Annotated in this window: 15 protein-coding genes; 4 read left to right on the top strand and 11 right to left on the bottom strand. The window is 61.5% G+C overall.

Features of this window, described 5'->3' with window-relative positions; translation table 11 throughout:
* The first annotated feature begins 241 nt into the window (after positions 1 to 241).
* Both LCH64_RS24290 and LCH64_RS24285 read left to right on the top strand, forming a co-directional pair.
* Positions 242 to 1,501: an OprD family porin gene (locus tag LCH64_RS24290; RefSeq protein ID WP_226501534.1), complete on the top strand. Its 1,260-nt coding sequence runs from the start codon at positions 242 to 244 to the stop codon at positions 1,499 to 1,501.
* A gap of 279 nt (positions 1,502 to 1,780) precedes the next feature.
* Entirely contained in the window at positions 1,781 to 2,587 is an 807-nt protein-coding gene (locus tag LCH64_RS24285) for a methyltransferase domain-containing protein (RefSeq protein ID WP_226501533.1), read from the top strand.
* Positions 2,588 to 2,710: 123 nt separating this feature from the next.
* On the opposite strand, the gene pcaC is transcribed toward LCH64_RS24285, so the two are convergent.
* The 11 genes from pcaC to pcaR all read right to left on the bottom strand — a co-directional run bounded on the left by pcaC (position 2,711) and on the right by pcaR (position 13,718).
* A complete protein-coding gene (pcaC, locus tag LCH64_RS24280; RefSeq protein WP_003222417.1) occupies positions 2,711 to 3,103 on the bottom strand; it encodes a 4-carboxymuconolactone decarboxylase in 393 nt (130 codons plus the stop codon).
* Between the two features lie 13 nt (positions 3,104 to 3,116).
* Positions 3,117 to 3,905, bottom strand: coding sequence for a 3-oxoadipate enol-lactonase (pcaD, locus tag LCH64_RS24275; RefSeq protein WP_226501532.1), 789 nt, complete (start codon positions 3,903 to 3,905; stop codon positions 3,117 to 3,119).
* Between the two features lie 11 nt (positions 3,906 to 3,916).
* Positions 3,917 to 5,281 (bottom strand): 3-carboxy-cis,cis-muconate cycloisomerase, encoded by a 1,365-nt coding sequence (locus LCH64_RS24270; protein WP_226501531.1) that lies wholly within the window; start codon positions 5,279 to 5,281, stop codon positions 3,917 to 3,919.
* Positions 5,282 to 5,327: 46 nt separating this feature from the next.
* The gene (locus LCH64_RS24265) at positions 5,328 to 6,623 is read right to left on the bottom strand and encodes an MFS family transporter (protein ID WP_201135608.1); all 1,296 of its coding nucleotides are present in this window, start codon (positions 6,621 to 6,623) and stop codon (positions 5,328 to 5,330) included.
* A gap of 190 nt (positions 6,624 to 6,813) precedes the next feature.
* Entirely contained in the window at positions 6,814 to 7,380 is a 567-nt protein-coding gene (pcaG, locus tag LCH64_RS24260; RefSeq protein WP_226501530.1) for a protocatechuate 3,4-dioxygenase subunit alpha, read from the bottom strand.
* 1 nt (position 7,381) lies between these two features.
* Complete coding sequence (gene pcaH / locus LCH64_RS24255; RefSeq protein WP_025110743.1) at positions 7,382 to 8,086, bottom strand: protocatechuate 3,4-dioxygenase subunit beta; 705 nt, start codon at positions 8,084 to 8,086, stop codon at positions 7,382 to 7,384.
* Positions 8,087 to 8,122: 36 nt separating this feature from the next.
* Entirely contained in the window at positions 8,123 to 9,328 is a 1,206-nt protein-coding gene (gene pcaF, locus LCH64_RS24250; RefSeq protein ID WP_226501529.1) for a 3-oxoadipyl-CoA thiolase, read from the bottom strand.
* The gene (locus tag LCH64_RS24245) at positions 9,325 to 10,104 is read right to left on the bottom strand and encodes a CoA-transferase subunit beta (protein WP_226501528.1); all 780 of its coding nucleotides are present in this window, start codon (positions 10,102 to 10,104) and stop codon (positions 9,325 to 9,327) included. The genes pcaF and LCH64_RS24245 overlap by 4 nt, the downstream gene beginning before the upstream one ends.
* Positions 10,104 to 10,961, bottom strand: coding sequence for a CoA transferase subunit A (locus tag LCH64_RS24240; RefSeq protein ID WP_226501527.1), 858 nt, complete (start codon positions 10,959 to 10,961; stop codon positions 10,104 to 10,106). The genes LCH64_RS24245 and LCH64_RS24240 overlap by 1 nt, the downstream gene beginning before the upstream one ends.
* Before the next feature lie 273 nt (positions 10,962 to 11,234).
* Positions 11,235 to 12,581: an MFS transporter gene (locus LCH64_RS24235; RefSeq protein WP_226501526.1), complete on the bottom strand. Its 1,347-nt coding sequence runs from the start codon at positions 12,579 to 12,581 to the stop codon at positions 11,235 to 11,237.
* A 294-nt stretch (positions 12,582 to 12,875) separates the two neighbouring features.
* A complete protein-coding gene (pcaR, locus tag LCH64_RS24230; RefSeq protein ID WP_003222399.1) occupies positions 12,876 to 13,718 on the bottom strand; it encodes a pca regulon transcriptional regulator PcaR in 843 nt (280 codons plus the stop codon).
* 652 nt (positions 13,719 to 14,370) lie between these two features.
* Between pcaR and LCH64_RS24225 the strand changes: the two genes are divergently transcribed.
* Both LCH64_RS24225 and LCH64_RS24220 read left to right on the top strand, forming a co-directional pair.
* Positions 14,371 to 14,571 (top strand): hypothetical protein, encoded by a 201-nt coding sequence (locus LCH64_RS24225; protein ID WP_003222398.1) that lies wholly within the window; start codon positions 14,371 to 14,373, stop codon positions 14,569 to 14,571.
* Between the two features lie 375 nt (positions 14,572 to 14,946).
* Positions 14,947 to 16,422, top strand: a complete 1,476-nt coding sequence (locus LCH64_RS24220; protein WP_003222397.1) for an inorganic phosphate transporter — start codon at positions 14,947 to 14,949, stop codon at positions 16,420 to 16,422.
* Positions 16,423 to 17,037: the final 615 nt, after the last annotated feature.

The following is a 17,037-nucleotide window of genomic DNA, read 5'->3' as shown; positions in this document are numbered from 1 at the left end:
GGCTCAATCTTGCGTTCGATAATCGCCCAGAACCCGCTTTTACCAATTGAATCAAAACATCCGCGCCCCGCACCATTCGTTCCACAAAACCAATAACAACAGGTTCGACACCATGCCCCCGCGCCCTGTCCCGTCCGGCTGATCGCCGCCGCTGCATTCCAGATTCTGCAAGTTCTTGCCTGCCCCGAAAGTGGCGGCAACGGACCCGTTCGACCCAAAAAAAATAACAAGAGACCCTGCGATGACTCATCCAACTGCGCCGTACGCCCTCCCCGGCCTGATCGCCCTCGCACTGACCGGCGTCGCCCTACCCGCCGCAGCCGAAGAAGCCGGTTTTGTCGAAGGCGCCAGCGCCAACCTGAACCTGCGCAACTTCTACATCAACCGCAACTTCACCAACCCGACCAAGGCTCAGGGCAAGGCTGAAGAGTGGACGCAGAACTTCATCCTCGACGCCAAATCCGGCTTCACCCAAGGCACCGTCGGCTTCGGCATGGACGTGCTGGGCCTGTATTCGGTGAAGCTCGACGGCGGCAAGGGCACCGGCGGCACGCAATTGCTGCCACTGGATCACGACGGGCGCCCGGCGGACAATTTCGGCCGCACCAACGTCGCGTTCAAGGCCAAGCTGTCGCAGACCGAAATCAAGGTTGGCGAATGGATGCCGGTGCTGCCGATCCTGCGTTCGGACGACGGCCGTTCGCTGCCGCAAACCTTCCGTGGCGGGCAGATCACCTCGAAGGAGATCAACGGTCTGACCCTGTACGGCGGGCAGTTCCGCGCCAACAGTCCGCGCGACGACAGCAGCATGAGCGACATGTCGATGTTCGGTAAGCCGGCGTTCACCTCGGACCGCTTCAACTTTCAGGGCGGTGAATACGTTTTCAACGAAAAGCGCACGCAGATCGGCCTGTGGAACGCCGAACTCAAGGACATCTACAGCCAGCAATACGTCAACCTGACGCACAGCCAGCCACTGGGCGATTGGACGCTGGGCGCCAACCTCGGCTTCTTCTATGGCAAGGATGACGGCAGCGCCCGCGCCGGCGAACTCGACAACAAGACCTGGTCTGGGATGTTCTCGGCCCGCTACGGCGGCAACACCTTCTACGTCGGCCTGCAGAAACTCACCGGCGACAGCGCCTGGATGCGCGTCAACGGCACCAGCGGCGGCACCCTGGCCAACGACAGCTACAACTCCAGCTACGACAACGCTCAGGAGCGATCCTGGCAGGTGCGCCACGACTACAATTTTGCCGCCCTGGGCATCCCCGGCCTGACCTTGATGAACCGCTACATCAGCGGCGACAACGTGCACACCGGAACCATCACCGATGGCAAGGAATGGGGCCGCGAATCGGAACTGGGCTACACCGTGCAGAGCGGCGCCTTGCGCGACCTGAACGTGCGCTGGCGCAACTCGACCATGCGCCGCGACTTCAGCAACAACGAGTTCGACGAAAACCGCCTGATCATCAGCTATCCGATCAGCTTGCTGTAAACACCAAGTCCCTGTGGGAGCGGGCTTGCTCGCGAAAGCGGTTTATCAGTCACTTCAATGCTGCCTGACCCTCCGCCTTCGCGAGCAAGCCCGCGCCCACAGGGGTGTTGTGCCATCCGTCAGGATCTGTAGCGCTTCGCAAAGCCTCGGGTAGAGTAGGAAACACCTGAAGGACTCAGGCGCCACACCCTCCCCGCTTCCGCTATCCAAAGTTGTTGGTCCTCAAGTTTTGGCCAGATTGTCATCGGAAGACACTGCTGATCATCGGAGGACCACCTCATGATCAACCCACTCAACGCAGCCCTCGACTGGGACGCCAAGGCGTACCAGCAGTTTTCCCGTCAACGCCAGCGCCCGGTCAACGAATTGCTCGATCGCGTCGAACTGGATAACCCCAAACACATTTACGACCTGGGCTGCGGCACTGGCATTGCCACGCAGCTGCTGGCCGAACGTTGGCCGCGAGCGCAGTTGCTGGGCGTCGACAGTTCGCGGCAGATGCTGGATCAGGCCCGATGTCTGCCGATCAACGCCCGCTGGCAAGAGTGCGACCTGCTCGAATGGCAACCCAGACAACCCGCCGACCTGCTGCTCGCCGCGGCGGTGCTGCATTTCATTGGCGATCATCAACAACTGCTGCCGCGCCTGCTGGGGCATCTGAACCCCGGCGGCTGTCTGGCGGCGCACATGCCGGACTGGCGCGATGCCTTGTGGTATCGCCTGATGCTCGACACCCTGGAAGACGCCGGCCCGGGCCATACCTCCATCGGCACGCCGCAACTGCGCCAGTACATGGCGGCGCGACCGCTATTGTCGCTGGAGGATTACTACCGCTTGCTGGCGCCGCTGACCACGTCGCTGGATATCTGGGAAACCGAGCAATTGCAGGTGGTCGGCGGCAAGTCGCCGATCTACGACTGGGTGAAGGTCTCGGCGCTACGGCCGGTGATGCAGGCGCTGACGCCACAGGAACAGGCGCGATTTATCTACCACTATCTGATGCGGGTGCATAAGCATTATCCGCCGGAGAAAAACGGGCAGACGCTGTTTCCGTTCAAGCGGATTTTCATTGTCGCCAGGGTCTGAGTGCCTGTGCTGATTAATGCATCACGGCTTCTGCCGCTTTCGCGAGCAAGCCCGCTCCCACAGGGGAAATGCATTCCAAATGTGGGAGCGGGCTTGCTCGCGAAGGCGTCGGCTCAAACACCATCACTCCCGAGACTCGACCCCCAGCTCATCCCACACCGACTCCGCCAGATGGAACGTGGCATTCGCCGCCGGGATCCCGCAATAGATCGCACTCTGCATGATCACTTCCTTGATCTCGCCCCGGCTCACACCGTTGTTGGCCGCCGCACGCAGATGCAATTTCAGCTCGGCCTCGCGGTTCATCCCGATCAGCATGGCGATGGTGATCAGGCTGCGGGTATGCCGAGGCAGACCCGGGCGGGTCCAGATGTCGCCCCAGGCGTGACGGGTGATCATCTCCTGGAATTCCGAGTTGAACTCGGTCAGCGCATTCAGGCTGCGATCGACATGGGCATCGCCCAATACCGCGCGGCGTACTTGCAAGCCTTCGTCGTAACGTTGTTTCTCGTCCACAAATCTTCCCTCACTAAGCGTTCAGAAACGCCAATACCCGATCACTGAAAGCGGCACCGGCCTGCACGTTGGACAGGTGCGCGGCATAGAACTCGGCGTACTCGGCGCCGCGCACATGCTCCTGAATGAAATGCCCGCCGGACGGTGGCGTCACCGCATCTTCGGTGCCGGCGATCACCAGCAGCGGCAGGTTGATCGACGCCAGTTGCTCACGGAAATCGGCATCGCGTACCGCCGCGCAATTGGCCGCATACCCTTCAGGTGACGTCGCCGCGAGCATGTCGGTGATCTTCTTCGCCGCGGCCGGATTGGCCGTGGAAAAGTCCGGGGTAAACCAACGGGCAATCGACGCATCACGCAGTGCGACCATCGCTGCCGGGCCGTCACGCAACACGGTTTCGATGCGCGGATTCCACACCGACGGGTCGCCGATCTTCGCGGCGGTGTTGCACACAATCAGTTTGTGCAGACGATGACCGGCATTGATCCCCAGCCACTGGCCGATCAACCCGCCCATCGACAATCCGCAGAAATGCGCACGCTCGATGTGCAGCGCATCCAGCAGACCCAGCACGTCGCGACCCAGTTGCTCGATGCTGTACGGCCCCGGCGTCACCAGCGACTGGCCGTGCCCGCGCGTGTCGAAACGCAGCACCCGGAAGTGCTCGGTGAACGCCGGTATCTGCGCGTCCCACATGTGCAGGTCGGTGCCCAGCGAGTTGGACAGCACCAGCACCGGCGCATCGACCGGCCCATCCAATTGATAGTGCAGTTCGCCATCGGCGAGTTGAACGAAAGCCACAGCCCTCTCCTTCAGACAGTCAAAGCATTGTGTTCGGCCACTGCGCGCTCGACCCAGGTTTGCGCCTGGCCGAGGTAATGCGCAGGGTCGAGCAGATGATCGAGTTCGGTGCTGCTCAGTTCGGCAGTTACTTGCGGCTCGTCGCCGAGTACCGCACGCAGGTGGCGCTGTTCGGCCACCGCGCGTTTGCAACATTGTTCGAGCAAATGGTGCGCGGTGTCGCGTCCGACCCGCTGCGCGAGGACGATGCTCACCGCTTCGGCGAGCACCAGGCCTTGGGTCAATTGGAGATTGCGCGCCATGCGTTCGGCGTCGACTTCCAGGCCATCGGCCAGCAGGCGTGCCTGTTGCAGCGCACCGGACACCAGGCAGCAGATGTCCGGCAGGGTTTCCCATTCGGCATGCCACAGACCGAGGCTGCGTTCGTGCTCCTGCGGCATGGCGCTGAACAGCGTCGAGACCAGCCCCGGCACCCGCGTCGCGGCACCGATCAACACCGCCGCGCCGACCGGATTGCGCTTGTGCGGCATGGTCGACGAACCGCCCTTGCCCGGCGCCGACGGCTCGAACACTTCCGCCGCTTCGGTCTGCATCAACAGACTGACGTCGCGCCCGAGTTTGCCGAGGCTGCCGGCGATCAAACCGAGTACCGCGCCGAACTCGACAATGCGATCACGCTGGGTGTGCCACGGTTGCTCAGGCAGCGTCAGTCGCAATTCTTCCGCCAAGGCCTGGGCGATCGGTAATGCTTGCCCGCCGAGTGCCGCGAGGGTGCCGGACGCTCCGCCAAATTGCAGCACCAGCAGCCGTGGCTTGAGTTCACGCAGACGCTGACGACTGCGGGTCACCGCGCCGAGCCAACCGGCAATCTTCATCCCGAGCGTGACGGGCGTGGCGTGCTGCAGCCAGGTGCGCCCGGCCAGTGGCGTCGCCGCATGACGTTGGGCTTGGGCGGCGAGCGAATCGGCGAGCGCTGCCAGATCGCTTTCAATCAGCTCCAGCGCCTGACGCAATTGCAGCACCAGCCCGGAATCCATCACGTCCTGACTGGTCGCCCCCAGATGCACATAGCGCTCGGCCTCGGCACTGCTCGCGGCGATTTGCTTGCCCAACGCCTTGACCAGTGGAATCGCCGAGTTACCGGCCGTGGCAATCGCCTCGCCCAGCGCCGCGAAGTCATACAGACCGGCGTTGCAGGCGGCGGCAATCGGCTCGACGGCGGACGCCGGAATCACCCCGACCCGCGCTTCGGCCCGGGCCAGCGCCGCTTCGAAATCGAGCATCGCCTGCACCCGGCCCTGATCGCAGAACACGTCGCGCATATCGCGGGCAGTGAAGTAGGCATCGAACAATTGATTGCCCGGTCGCTGAGTCATAAACAGTCCTTGCCGGCGCGGGCCTTCACGGCCCGCGCTCATCGGTTTACAGATCGTGATGCAAGTACGCCGCCTGTTTCGGCAGGCGCAGGCTGAACAGGAACGCCACCGCCATCATCACCGTGACGTACCAGTAGAAGGCGTTTTCCATGCCCCCGGCCTTCAGGCTCAGGGCCACGTATTCAGCCGAGCCGCCGAAGATCGCGTTGGCCACCGCGTAGGCCAGACCGACGCCGAGGGCGCGGACTTCCGGCGGGAACATTTCGGCTTTCACCAGGCCGCTGATCGAGGTGTAGAAACTGACAATTGCCAGCGCCACGGTGATCAGCACAAAGGCCAGAATCGGGCTGCTGATGCTTTTCAGGCTCAACAGGATCGGCACGGTGAACAGCGTGCCGAGCGCGCCGAACCAGAGCATCGAATTACGTCGGCCGATCTTGTCGGCGAGCATGCCGAACAGCGGCTGCATGCACATATACAGGAACAGCGCGCCGGTCATGATGTAGCTGGCGGTCTTCGCGTGCATGCCGGCGGTGTTCACCAGGTACTTCTGCATGTAGGTGGTGAAGGTGTAGAAAATCAGCGAGCCACCGGCGGTGTAACCGAGCACGGTGATGAACGCGGCTTTGTGATCACGGAACAGCGCGCGAATGCTGCCGGCGTCCTTGTTCTCGCGCATTTCCTTGCTGGCGGTTTCTTTCAGCGAACGCCGCAGGAACAGCGAGATCACCGCCGCCACCGCACCGACCACAAACGGAATCCGCCAGCCGTAGGCACGCAGTTCGTCTTCACTGAGGAACTGCTGCAGGATCACCACCAGCAACACCGCCAGCAGTTGTCCGCCGATCAGCGTCACATACTGGAACGAAGCGAAAAAGCCGCGCTGGCCCTTGAGCGCAACTTCACTCATGTAGGTCGCGGTGGTGCCGTATTCGCCACCCACCGACAAACCTTGCAGCAGACGCGCGAACAGCAACAGCAGCGGTGCCCACACGCCGATGCTGGCGTAAGTCGGCAGGCAGGCGATGAGCAACGAGCCGAAGCACATCATCAGCACCGAAATCATCATCGAAGTCTTGCGGCCCTTCTTGTCCGCCAGCCGCCCGAAAATCCAGCCGCCAATCGGGCGCATCAGGAATCCGGCAGCGAACACCCCGGCCGTGTTGACCAGTTGCACCGTGGGGTTGTCGGAGGGGAAAAACGCCGGGGCGAAATAGATCGCGCAGAAGGCATAGACATAGAAGTCGAACCATTCGACCAGATTGCCGGACGAGGCACCGACAATGGCGAAGATGCGCTTGCTGCGCTCTTCGCCGGTGTAATGAGCGGTGGTAGTTGTCATTGTTTTTACTCTGAGGGGACAGGTGAGAGTCTAGACACACTTCGCAACAGTCCCGTTCCACAGATACATCCAACACAGTTCCCTTGTAGGAGTGAGCCTGCTCGCGATGGCGGTGTGTCATTCAGCCCTTATTCGTCTGATCCACCGCTATCGCGAGCAGGCTCACTCCTACAAGGTTTTGTGGTGTACTTCAATAATCGAAGAACACCGTCTCAGCCTCAGTGCCCTGCAAAATCACATTCCACTGATAACCCCCCGCCCCATCCGGCTTCGCCAGCAACGTCCCGCGGCGCTCGGCCGGCACACATTCCAGCAGCGGATCATTGACGTTCGCCGGATCGCCTTCAAAGTAGATGCGTGTCAGCAAGTGTTTGACCAGGCCACGGGCAAACACCAGCACCACCAGGTGCGGGGCCTGGGTCGAGCCCTTCAGGCCTTCGACCGTGCCCGGTTTGATCGTGGTGAAACGGAAGCGCCCTTCGGCGTCCACCGGCACCCGGCCGAAACCTTCGAAGTGCGGGTCCAGCGGTTTGTCCTGCTCGTCTTCCGGGTGCGCGTATTTGCCGGCGGCGTTGGCCTGCCAGACTTCGAGCATCGCGTCGTTGACCACATCGCCGTTGCCGTCAACGACTTGGCCGGTGATCGCCACGCGCTCGCCGAGGGTTTGTTCGACCGCGAGGTTTTCGCGGTTCAGCCAGGTCAGGCCGATGTGGTAGTACGGCCCGACGGTATGGGACGTGGTGGCAGTCAGCGTCATCTTATTTCTCCATCGGCGTGGCGTCGCGGCCGCGCAAGACGATGTCCCAGCGATAGCCGAGGGCGTAGGACGGAATGGTTTTTTCCAGATCGAAAGCGGCGATCAGACGTTCCTTCGCGGAGGTGTCCGGCACGCAGTTGTAGATCGGGTCGTAGGCCAGCAGCGGGTCGCCGGGGAAATACATCTGCGTCACCAGACGGGTGAGGATGCTCGGCCCGAACAGCGAGAAATGGATGTGCGCCGGGCGCCACGCGTTGTGGTGGTTGCCCCACGGATAGGCGCCGGGCTTGATGGTCTGGAACTGATACCAGCCGTCGGCGTCGGTCACGGTGCGGCCGGTGCCGGTGAAGTTCGGGTCCAGCGGTGCGTCGTGCAGGTCGCGTTGGTGGTTGTAGCGGCCGGCGGCGTTGGCCTGCCAGATCTCCACCAGAATCCCCGGCACCGGCAGACCGTTTTCGTCGAGCACACGGCCGTGAATGATGATCCGCTCGCCCAACGGCTCGCCGTCGTGCTGGGCAGTCAGGTCGTTGTCTTTCTCGGCGACGCGTTCGGCACCAATGGTCGGGCCGGTGATCTCCGACAACGAATGCGGCAGAAACACCAATGGCTTGGACGGCGAGCGCAGGTTGGTGGATTGATACGTCGGGTGCAGGTACTCAGGCTGGGTGCCTTCCTGCGGACGACGGTAGCCAGGCTTGTCAGTCATTTCGCTTTCCTCAGTTCTTATTGGTGCAGCTGTGCGTCAGACGCGTTCGATGGCCAGGGCCAGACCCTGCCCGACGCCGACGCACATGGTCGCCAGACCTTTCCTGCCGCCAGTCTTTTCCAGCTGATGCAACGCCGTCAGTACCAGTCGCGCGCCGCTCATGCCCAGCGGATGGCCCAGGGCAATCGCGCCACCGTTCGGGTTGACCTGCGGTGCATCGTCGGCCAGACCCAATTCACGCAGCACCGCCAGACCCTGGCTGGCGAAGGCTTCGTTGAGTTCGATCACGTCGAAATCGCTGACCGCCACGCCAAGGCGCTCGGTGAGTTTGCGCACCGCCGGCACCGGGCCGATGCCCATCACCCGAGGTGCAACCCCGGCGCTGGCCATACCGAGCACTTTGGCGCGGGCGGTCAGGCCGTGTTTTTTCACCGCTTCGGCCGAAGCGAGAATCAGCGCCGCCGCGCCGTCGTTGACCCCGGACGCATTGCCGGCGGTGACGGTCTTGTCCGGGCCGTTGACCGGTTTGAGTTTGCTCAGGGCTTCAAGCGTGGTGTCGGCGCGTGGATGCTCGTCCTGGCTGACCACGGTTTCGCCCTTCTTGTGGGCGATCCGCACTTCGATGATTTCTTCGGCGAAATAGCCCGCGGCTTGTGCAGCGGCGGTGCGCTGCTGACTGCGCAGGGCAAACGCGTCCTGATCTTCGCGCGACACTTTATAGTCGTCGGCAACGTTGTCGGCGGTCTGCGGCATCGCATCGACGCCGTATTGAGCCTTCATCAGCGGGTTGATGAAACGCCAGCCAATGGTGGTGTCTTCCAGTTTCATGTTGCGCGAGAACGCCGCGTCCGCCTTGCCCATCACGAACGGCGCGCGGGACATCGACTCGACGCCGCCGGCAATCGCCAGCTCCATCTCGCCACTGGCAATGGCGCGAAACGCCGTGCCGATCGCGTCCATGCCCGAAGCGCAGAGACGGTTGAGGGTCACCCCCGGCACGCTGTCCGGCAGGCCCGCCAGCAGCAGCGCCATGCGCGCCACGTTGCGGTTGTCTTCGCCGGCCTGGTTGGCGCAGCCGAGGAATACTTCGTCGATCGCGTTCCAGTCCACCGAGGGATTGCGTTCCATCAGCGCCTTGATCGGCACGGCGGCCAGATCGTCTGCGCGCACGGCGGACAAACCGCCGCCAAAACGGCCGATGGGGGTGCGAATCGCATCGCAGATATACACGTCACGCATCATGCTTCTCCTGGTGCCTGGCCGTGGGCGGCGGCGGTGCGCGCTTCGAGATCGCGCAGTGCAGTCAGTTCGACTTCGGTCGGTGCCGCCGTGGTTTCAACGTTGTCGGCAAAGCGGATGGACCAACCGGTGGCGGCGACCACCTGCTCGCGGGTCACGCCCGGGTGCAGGGCGGTGACCACGAATTCGTGAGTGCCCGCTTCCGGCTCCATGATGCACAGGTCGGTGATGATCCCGACCGGGCCGGCACCCGGCAGGCCCAGACGCTTGCGCGAATCGCCGCCCTCGCCGTGCCCGACCGAGGTAATGAAGTCGAGCTTGTCGACGAACGAACGCGCCGACTGCTTGAGGATGATCAGCACGCTTTTCGCCGAACCGGCGATTTCCGGCGCGCCACCGGCACCCGGCAGGCGCACTTTCGGTGCGTGATAGTCGCCGACCACCGTGGTGTTGATGTTGCCGAAACGGTCGACCTGCGCGGCGCCGAGAAAACCGACGTCGATGCGCCCGCCCTGCAGCCAGTAGCGAAAAATCTCACCGGTCGGCACCACGGTGTCAGCGGTTTCCGCCAGCTCGCCGTCACCGATCGACAGCGGCAGCACGCTGGGCTTGGCGCCAATCGGGCCGGATTCGTAGATCAGCACCACATCCGGCGACGACGTCAGGCGCGCGAGGTTGGCGGCTTTCGATGGCAGGCCGATGCCGACGAAGCACACCGAGCCGTTCTTCAGGCGACGGGCCGCGGCGACGGTCATCATTTCATTGGTGGTGTAAGTCATTACTTGGCCTCCGAAGCAGCAGCCAGTTTGGCCTGGAACTCGCTGAAGTCAGCGCAGCCATGGATGTATTCGTTGATCCACGCGGTAAACGTCTCACGGTCGCGAGCGATCGGATCCCACGCCTGATAGAAACGATTGTCACGCTCGGTGTAACCGTGGGCGTAGGACGGATGCGCGCCACCGGGAACGTGGCACACCGCGCTCAAAGCCCAGGTCGGCAGCACGCAGGCATTCATCGGGGCGTTGAGGTTGTCGACGATTTCCTCGACGGTGACGATGCAGCGCTTGGCCGCCAGTGCCGCTTCTTTCTGCACCCCGAGAATGCCCCACAGCAGCACATTGCCCTGACGGTCGGCTTTCTGAGCGTGGATCACGGTCACGTCCGGACGTACCGACGGCACCGCCGCCAACACTTCACCGGTGAACGGGCAAGTGACCGTTTTGATCAGCGGATTGACCTTCGGCAAGTCGGAACCGGCGTAGGCCCGCAGCACGGCGAATGGTAGGCCGGACGCGCCGGCGACGTAGGCATTGGCGAGGTCAGCGTGGCTGTGTTCTTCGATTTCCAGGGCATGCGGCCATTGTTTCTCGACCGCATCGCGCAGACGGTGCAGCGAACCCACACCCGGATTGCCGCCCCAGGAAAAGATCAGCTTGCGTGCACAACCGGCACCGATCAGTTGGTCGTAGATCAGGTCAGGCGTCATCCGCACCAGGGTCAGATCTTTCTTGCCCTGACGTATGATTTCATGACCTGCCGCCGTAGGGATCAGGTGCGTGAAGCCTTCGAGCGCGACGGTGTCACCGTCGTTGACGAATTGCTTCACCGCGGCGTGCAGCGAAAGGATCTCAGCCATGGAGCAGGCTCCCGTTTTTGTAGTGAATCGCCAGTGATAAAAAGGCGCGAGGTTCAGCGCCGGAGTCACTGCAGATTAAGCCGCTGAAAATCGCCAAACAATCCGATAATCGACTGAGTGTTCGTTTATCGAACAGATTGTTACCCCCCTATCAATCACAAGCAAAAGCTTCGCGAGCAAGCCCGCTCCCACATTTGAAATGTGTTTTCCCTGTGGGAGCGGGCTTGCTCGCGAAGGCGTCGGAACATTCAACGCAAATCAAAATGACTCGACTCAAGTCGCATCCGCATGACTCACCACGCCTTTAATCACCACCGCCGTCGTCGCCAACGCCGCCGGAATCACCAACGCCGTCAACACCTGCTCAAAGTTCCAGCCCAACCCCAGCAACGTCGCGCCCATCCACGCCCCGAGAATCGCGCCAAACCGGCCAATCCCGAGCATCCACGACACCCCGGTTGCGCGCCCCTGGGTCGGATAAAACCGCGCCGCCAGCGACGGCATCGCCGATTGCGCGCCGTTGACGCACATCCCCGCCACCAGCACCAAGGTCGCGAGCAAGGTGATATTGCCCAGGCTCTGCCCTACCGCGTAGGCAAACACCCCGGCCAGCAGGTAAAAAGTGCCGATGACCTTGTGCGGATTGAAGCGGTCCATCGCCCAGCCTACAGCCACCGCGCTCAATACCCCGCCGAACTGGAACAGCGCGCCAATGAACGCTGCCTGCTCCATGCTCGCGCCGCTGTCACGCATCAGGGTCGGCAGCCAACTGGTCAGCAGATAAACGATGACCAGGCCCATGAAGTAGGTCAGCCACAGCAGCAAGGTGCCGGCGCTGTAGGTGCCGGAGAAAATCACCGCGAACACGTTGCGCGCCTTGACGGTTTTCTGTTCCGGCACACTGAAACTCGCCGCTTGCGCCACGGTGACCGGATCGATCGGCGACAAGGTCTTGCGCACTTTGTCGGTGCCGCGATTACGCACCACCAGATAACGCGCGGATTCCGGCAGCCAGAACAGCAGCACCACGGCGAGGATCAGCGGCAGGATCCCGCCGATCAGCAACAGGCTGTGCCAGCCGAACGCCGGGATCAGCTTCGCCGAAATGAATCCGCCGCCGGCCATGCCGAGGTTGAAACCGCAAAACATGCTGGTCACCAGCAAGGATTTCTTGCGCTCCGGGGTGTATTCCGAGAGCAGCGTGGTGGCGTTGGGCATGCCGGCGCCCAGACCGAGGCCGGTGAGGAAACGCAGCACCAGCAATTGTTCGACGTTGGTGCTGTAGGCCGAAGCCAGACTGAAAGCGCCAAACAGCAGCACCGCGCCGACCAGTACCACTTTGCGCCCGAAGCGGTCAGCCAGTGGGCCGGAACCCAGTGCGCCGAACACCATGCCGATCAGCGCGGCACTCATCACCGGGCCGAGGCTGGCGCGGTCGATGCCCCAGTCCTGGGACAAGGCCGGGGCGATAAAGCCCATCGCCGCGGTGTCGAGGCCATCGAGAAACACAATCAGGAAACACAGGATCACCACCCGCCACTGATAGCGCGAGATCGGTTGGGCATTGATGAAGGTCTGCACGTCGAGGCAGTTACCTACAGCGGACTGAGGCTGGTTCATTATTTTTATTCCACGCAAAAAACGCAGTCGAACGGCGGCCGGCCAAAAAGCGGCACGGTCACAAGAATAGAAGGCTGGAATCAGGCGTTGCGGTGAATACGACAACAGGGAATGGGGCTGAGACAGTCGGGGAGCATGCGCATGGTGAGTTGCCTCTTGTCATTATTATGGGAGTCGACAATCCGGCAGGCTCATTCACATCTGCGCCGGATGACGCTGCCGCGACATTAATGATCCGAGGCTTTTAGCGTCAATTCGATAAACGCAACACTGTGCGTTTATCGAACAGCTTCATCAGGCGAACAACTGGGCGCTGAGGTCGCGGCTGGCACTGAGCAGGCCCGGCAGAAAGCGTTGCTCCAGCTCGGTACGGCTGACGCGGCCGGCGTGGGTGCTGACGTTGAGCGCCGCGACCACCTGGCCCGATGCGTCGTATACCGGCACGGCAATCGAACGCAGGCCTTGCTCGAGTTCCTGATCGACGATGCACCAGCCCTGCTGCCGAACTTCCTGCAGGCATTCGAGCAGACTTTCCGGGGTGTGCAGCGTGCGACTGGTTTTGGCCACCAGTTCGGCATGGTCGAGGTATTCGCCCAGCGAGGTGTCGTCCAGCGCCGCCAGCAGGATGCGGCCCATCGACGTGCAATAGGCCGGCAGCCGCCCACCCACCGACAGGTCCACCGAAATCAGCCGCTGCGTGGTCGCCGAACGGGCGATGTACAGAATGTCGTCGCCTTCAAGTGTGGCCATGTTGCAGGCTTCGTGCAGTTGCTCGCTCATGCGATCAAGGTACGGCTGGGCCGACACCGCCAGCGGCGTCGATGACAAATAGGCGTGGCCAAGGGTCAGGACTTTGGGCAGCAACGAATATGTGCGGCCATCGGTGGTGGCGTAACCCAGTTTGATCAAGGTGTGCAGGCAACGACGCACGGCGGCGCGGGGAATTTCCGTGCGGTGGCTGATCTGGGCGATGGTCAGGTGTCGCTTGCGCTCCTGAAACGCCTGCACTACCGCCAGGCCACGGGCCAGCGAGGTCATGAAATCCGGGTCGCCGGTCAGCGCCTGGATGCGCTTGGCCGGCGAAGCGACGATCGGCGGCGCCACGGAGGTGAAGGAGTTGCGCATTTGATCGTTCATTTCTTGTCCTTTTGCATCACGGATCAATGGCTATACAAGCGGCTCGCCGACAGATGCACAAGGGCCGAGACGCCAAGATTGGGCGATTATCGAACCGCCGACCGATTATCGCAATCCATCAGCCGCCGTCCTTCGCGGCTTCTTCAATCGTTGGGCCAACCTGTTCAGCCAACTTTGCATGACCCATTAGTTGCTCGACTTAATGGCGCCAGAAACTGAACGCGCGTCCTTAAAGGTTTCGACAAATTTCAACTAGCGATAAAACTTGTCAGCAACAAAACGATCACACATCCCGAACCGTTTTTAACTTGGCAAAGATAGTCAATCCCGATTCGACCGCTATAATGCACATCAGTGGCGCCGCGTTTTCACTGGCCGAGGGTGCCGCCCGCTGATGCGCTGCCTATTGCCGTCAGCCCCGGCCAGCGCCTGACGCTCATTATTCATGCACCGCCAGCGCGCTTGCTGAAACAGGAAACTGATGCTGCGTCAGTTTTAATCTGGTGCCGTAGCCGCCTGCAACATGGAAGTCTTGATCGCCCTGCCGACAACTCCAATGCCTGAACTGGCATTGCCCCTCGGTGGACGTGTTCAATCGACTCGTTGCCGTGCGTTTCACCAGACATTTATCTCAACTCAAACAGGTAGCACTGTGACGAAAGACGAACTGCGCGCGGAACTTGAGCGCCAGGAACAACGTTACAAGGAAGTTTACGGCGGGGAAGTCACCACCTACGCCGCCCAACCCGAACCGGAACGCAAGGCATGGCGTAAACGCCCCACAGTTCAGGATCAGGTTTTCCAGCAAGAACTGAAAAAAATGGAAGAAGAACTCAAAACCGAAGAGCCATGAACGGGCGATCCTGAGTTTTTCGAGGGCCTGCGTCGCCACCGGCTACAAGCACGGTGACCCGATGATGCCTTGCGCGCCCGCTACCCGCGGGCAGCGGCCACCTCCCCCGTCCTGCACGGGAAAGGAGCGTGTCTGACTCGTTTCAGAGATATTTCACACAAACGTTTGAGGCCCCTGCGCGCTCGACAAAATGCCTGCTGCCTGAAAGTTTTTCCAAGCCAATCAAGCACTTGAAAAACCCTGCAACACGCTCGGGCTTTGCACCTTGCAACAATTTAATTCGACATTGATTGCTACCGATGAGCAGGTAGGGGATCGATTTCCAGTCTTTTCTGGCATAATCGCGCCCCCTTATGACCGGGTCAGAAAACCTTCATGATCGATTTATTCAGCGGACTGGATGCTTGGGTGCTTGTGAGCCTCTTGCTCGCCCTGACGTTTGTCCTCGCCTTCGAGTTCATCAATGGATTTCATGACACCGCTAACGCGGTAGCCACTGTTATCTACACCAAAGCCATGCCGCCTCACCTGGCGGTGTTCTTCTCCGGTGTGTTCAACTTCCTCGGCGTGTTGCTGGGCGGCGTTGGCGTGGCGTATGCCATTGTTCACCTGCTGCCGGTAGAACTGCTGATCAATGTGAACACCGGCCATGGCCTGGCGATGGTGTTCTCGTTGCTCGCCGCGGCGATCACCTGGAACCTGGGCACCTGGTACTTCGGTATCCCGGCCTCCAGCTCCCACACCCTGATCGGCTCGATCCTCGGCGTCGGCCTGGCCAACGCCCTGATCAACAACATCCCGTTGGCCGACGGCGTGAACTGGCAGAAAGCGATCGACATTGGCGCCTCGCTGGTGTTCTCGCCAATGGCCGGTTTCCTGATCGCCGCGCTGATCCTGATCGGCCTGAAGTGGTGGCGCCCGCTGTCGAAGATGCACAAGACTCCGGAACAGCGCCGCAAGATCGACGACAAGAAGCATCCGCCGTTCTGGAATCGCCTGGTCCTGGTGATCTCGGCCATGGCCGTGAGCTTCGTGCACGGTTCCAACGATGGTCAGAAAGGCATCGGCCTGATCATGCTGGTACTGATCGGTATCGTGCCTGCGCAGTTCGTGCTTGACCTGAGCAGCACCACCTATCAGATCGAGCGCACCCGTGACGCGACCTTGCACCTGAGCCAGTTCTACAAGCGCAACGCCGACTCCCTGGGCGAATTCCTGGCCCTGGGCAAAAGTGTTGAAGGCGATCTGCCGGAAAAATTCCGCTGCAACCCGCAGCAGACCGAACCGACCATCAACGCCCTGCTTGGCACCCTTAAAGGTGTAGCGGACTACCATTCGCTGTCCTCGGAAAGCCGCATCGAAGTCCGTCGCTACTTGCTCTGCCTGGACGACACCGCGAAGAAAGTCGGCAAGCTGCCAGGCCTCGAAGCGCGTGAAAAAGCTGACCTGGACAAACTGCGCAAAGACCTGACCACCACCACTGAATACGCGCCGTTCTGGGTGATTCTGGCGGTCGCACTGGCCCTGGGCCTGGGCACCATGGTCGGCTGGAAACGCGTGGTACTGACCATCGGCGAGAAGATCGGCAAGCAAGGCATGACCTACTCTCAGGGCATGTCGGCGCAGATCACCACTGCCAGTCTGATCGGTATGGCCAACATTTTCAGCCTGCCGGTGTCCACCACCCACGTCCTGTCCTCGGGCGTGGCCGGCACCATGGTCGCCAACAAGAGCGGCCTGCAGGGCGGGACTGTTCGCACTATCCTGCTGGCGTGGGTGCTTACACTGCCGGCGACTGTGGCGTTGTCGGCTGGGTTGTTCTGGTTGGCGTCCAAAGCGTTGGGTAGCTGATAGACCGCAGCACATGAGAAAGGCGTGATTCGTGAGGATCGCGCCTTTTTTGTTTTGGTTGGAGTTGGATTGGGGACATATCCGTTGTTGCGGGTGCTGCCGCTGGCGGTTTCGCTCTTACAGCGAGTCACCTTTTCCAAACGCCGAAAAGGTGACCCAAAAGGCTTTGCCCCGGCGTACGGCACTTCGCTTAGGCTCAGTGTTCCCTCGCTACGGTGTCCATCCGGGGGCATCGCCTCCGGTTTGCTTCGCTGCACCTCCTCTCGATGTATGCGGCTCCGCCGCATGGCGCTGCGCGCCTACCCCCTGATGGACACCTTCGCTCGGCCTGCCGATGGGGCTTGAAGATCAAAAGCCACATCAAGAGCCAGAGCCAGAGCCAGATCAAAAGATCGCAGCCTTCGGCAGCTCCACATGGGATTGGGTGTATTCAGTAAGAGATTGTTCGGCTGACAGGCCGCCTTCGCGAGCAAGCCCGCTCCCACAGTGGGGTCGGGTATATCAGTAAGAAATTGGTCGGCTGTCAGGCCGCCATCGCGAGCAAGCCCGCTCCCACAGTAGGGCCGGGTATATCAGTAAGAGATTGGTCGGCTGTCAGGCCGCCTTCGCGAGCAA

Origin of the sequence: Pseudomonas sp. MWU16-30322 (assembly GCF_020515535.1) — a bacterium.
Taxonomy (GTDB): domain Bacteria; phylum Pseudomonadota; class Gammaproteobacteria; order Pseudomonadales; family Pseudomonadaceae; genus Aquipseudomonas; species Aquipseudomonas fluorescens_H.
Note: the sequence above shows the minus strand (reverse complement) of the source record. Positions and strands in the feature narration are given on the sequence as shown.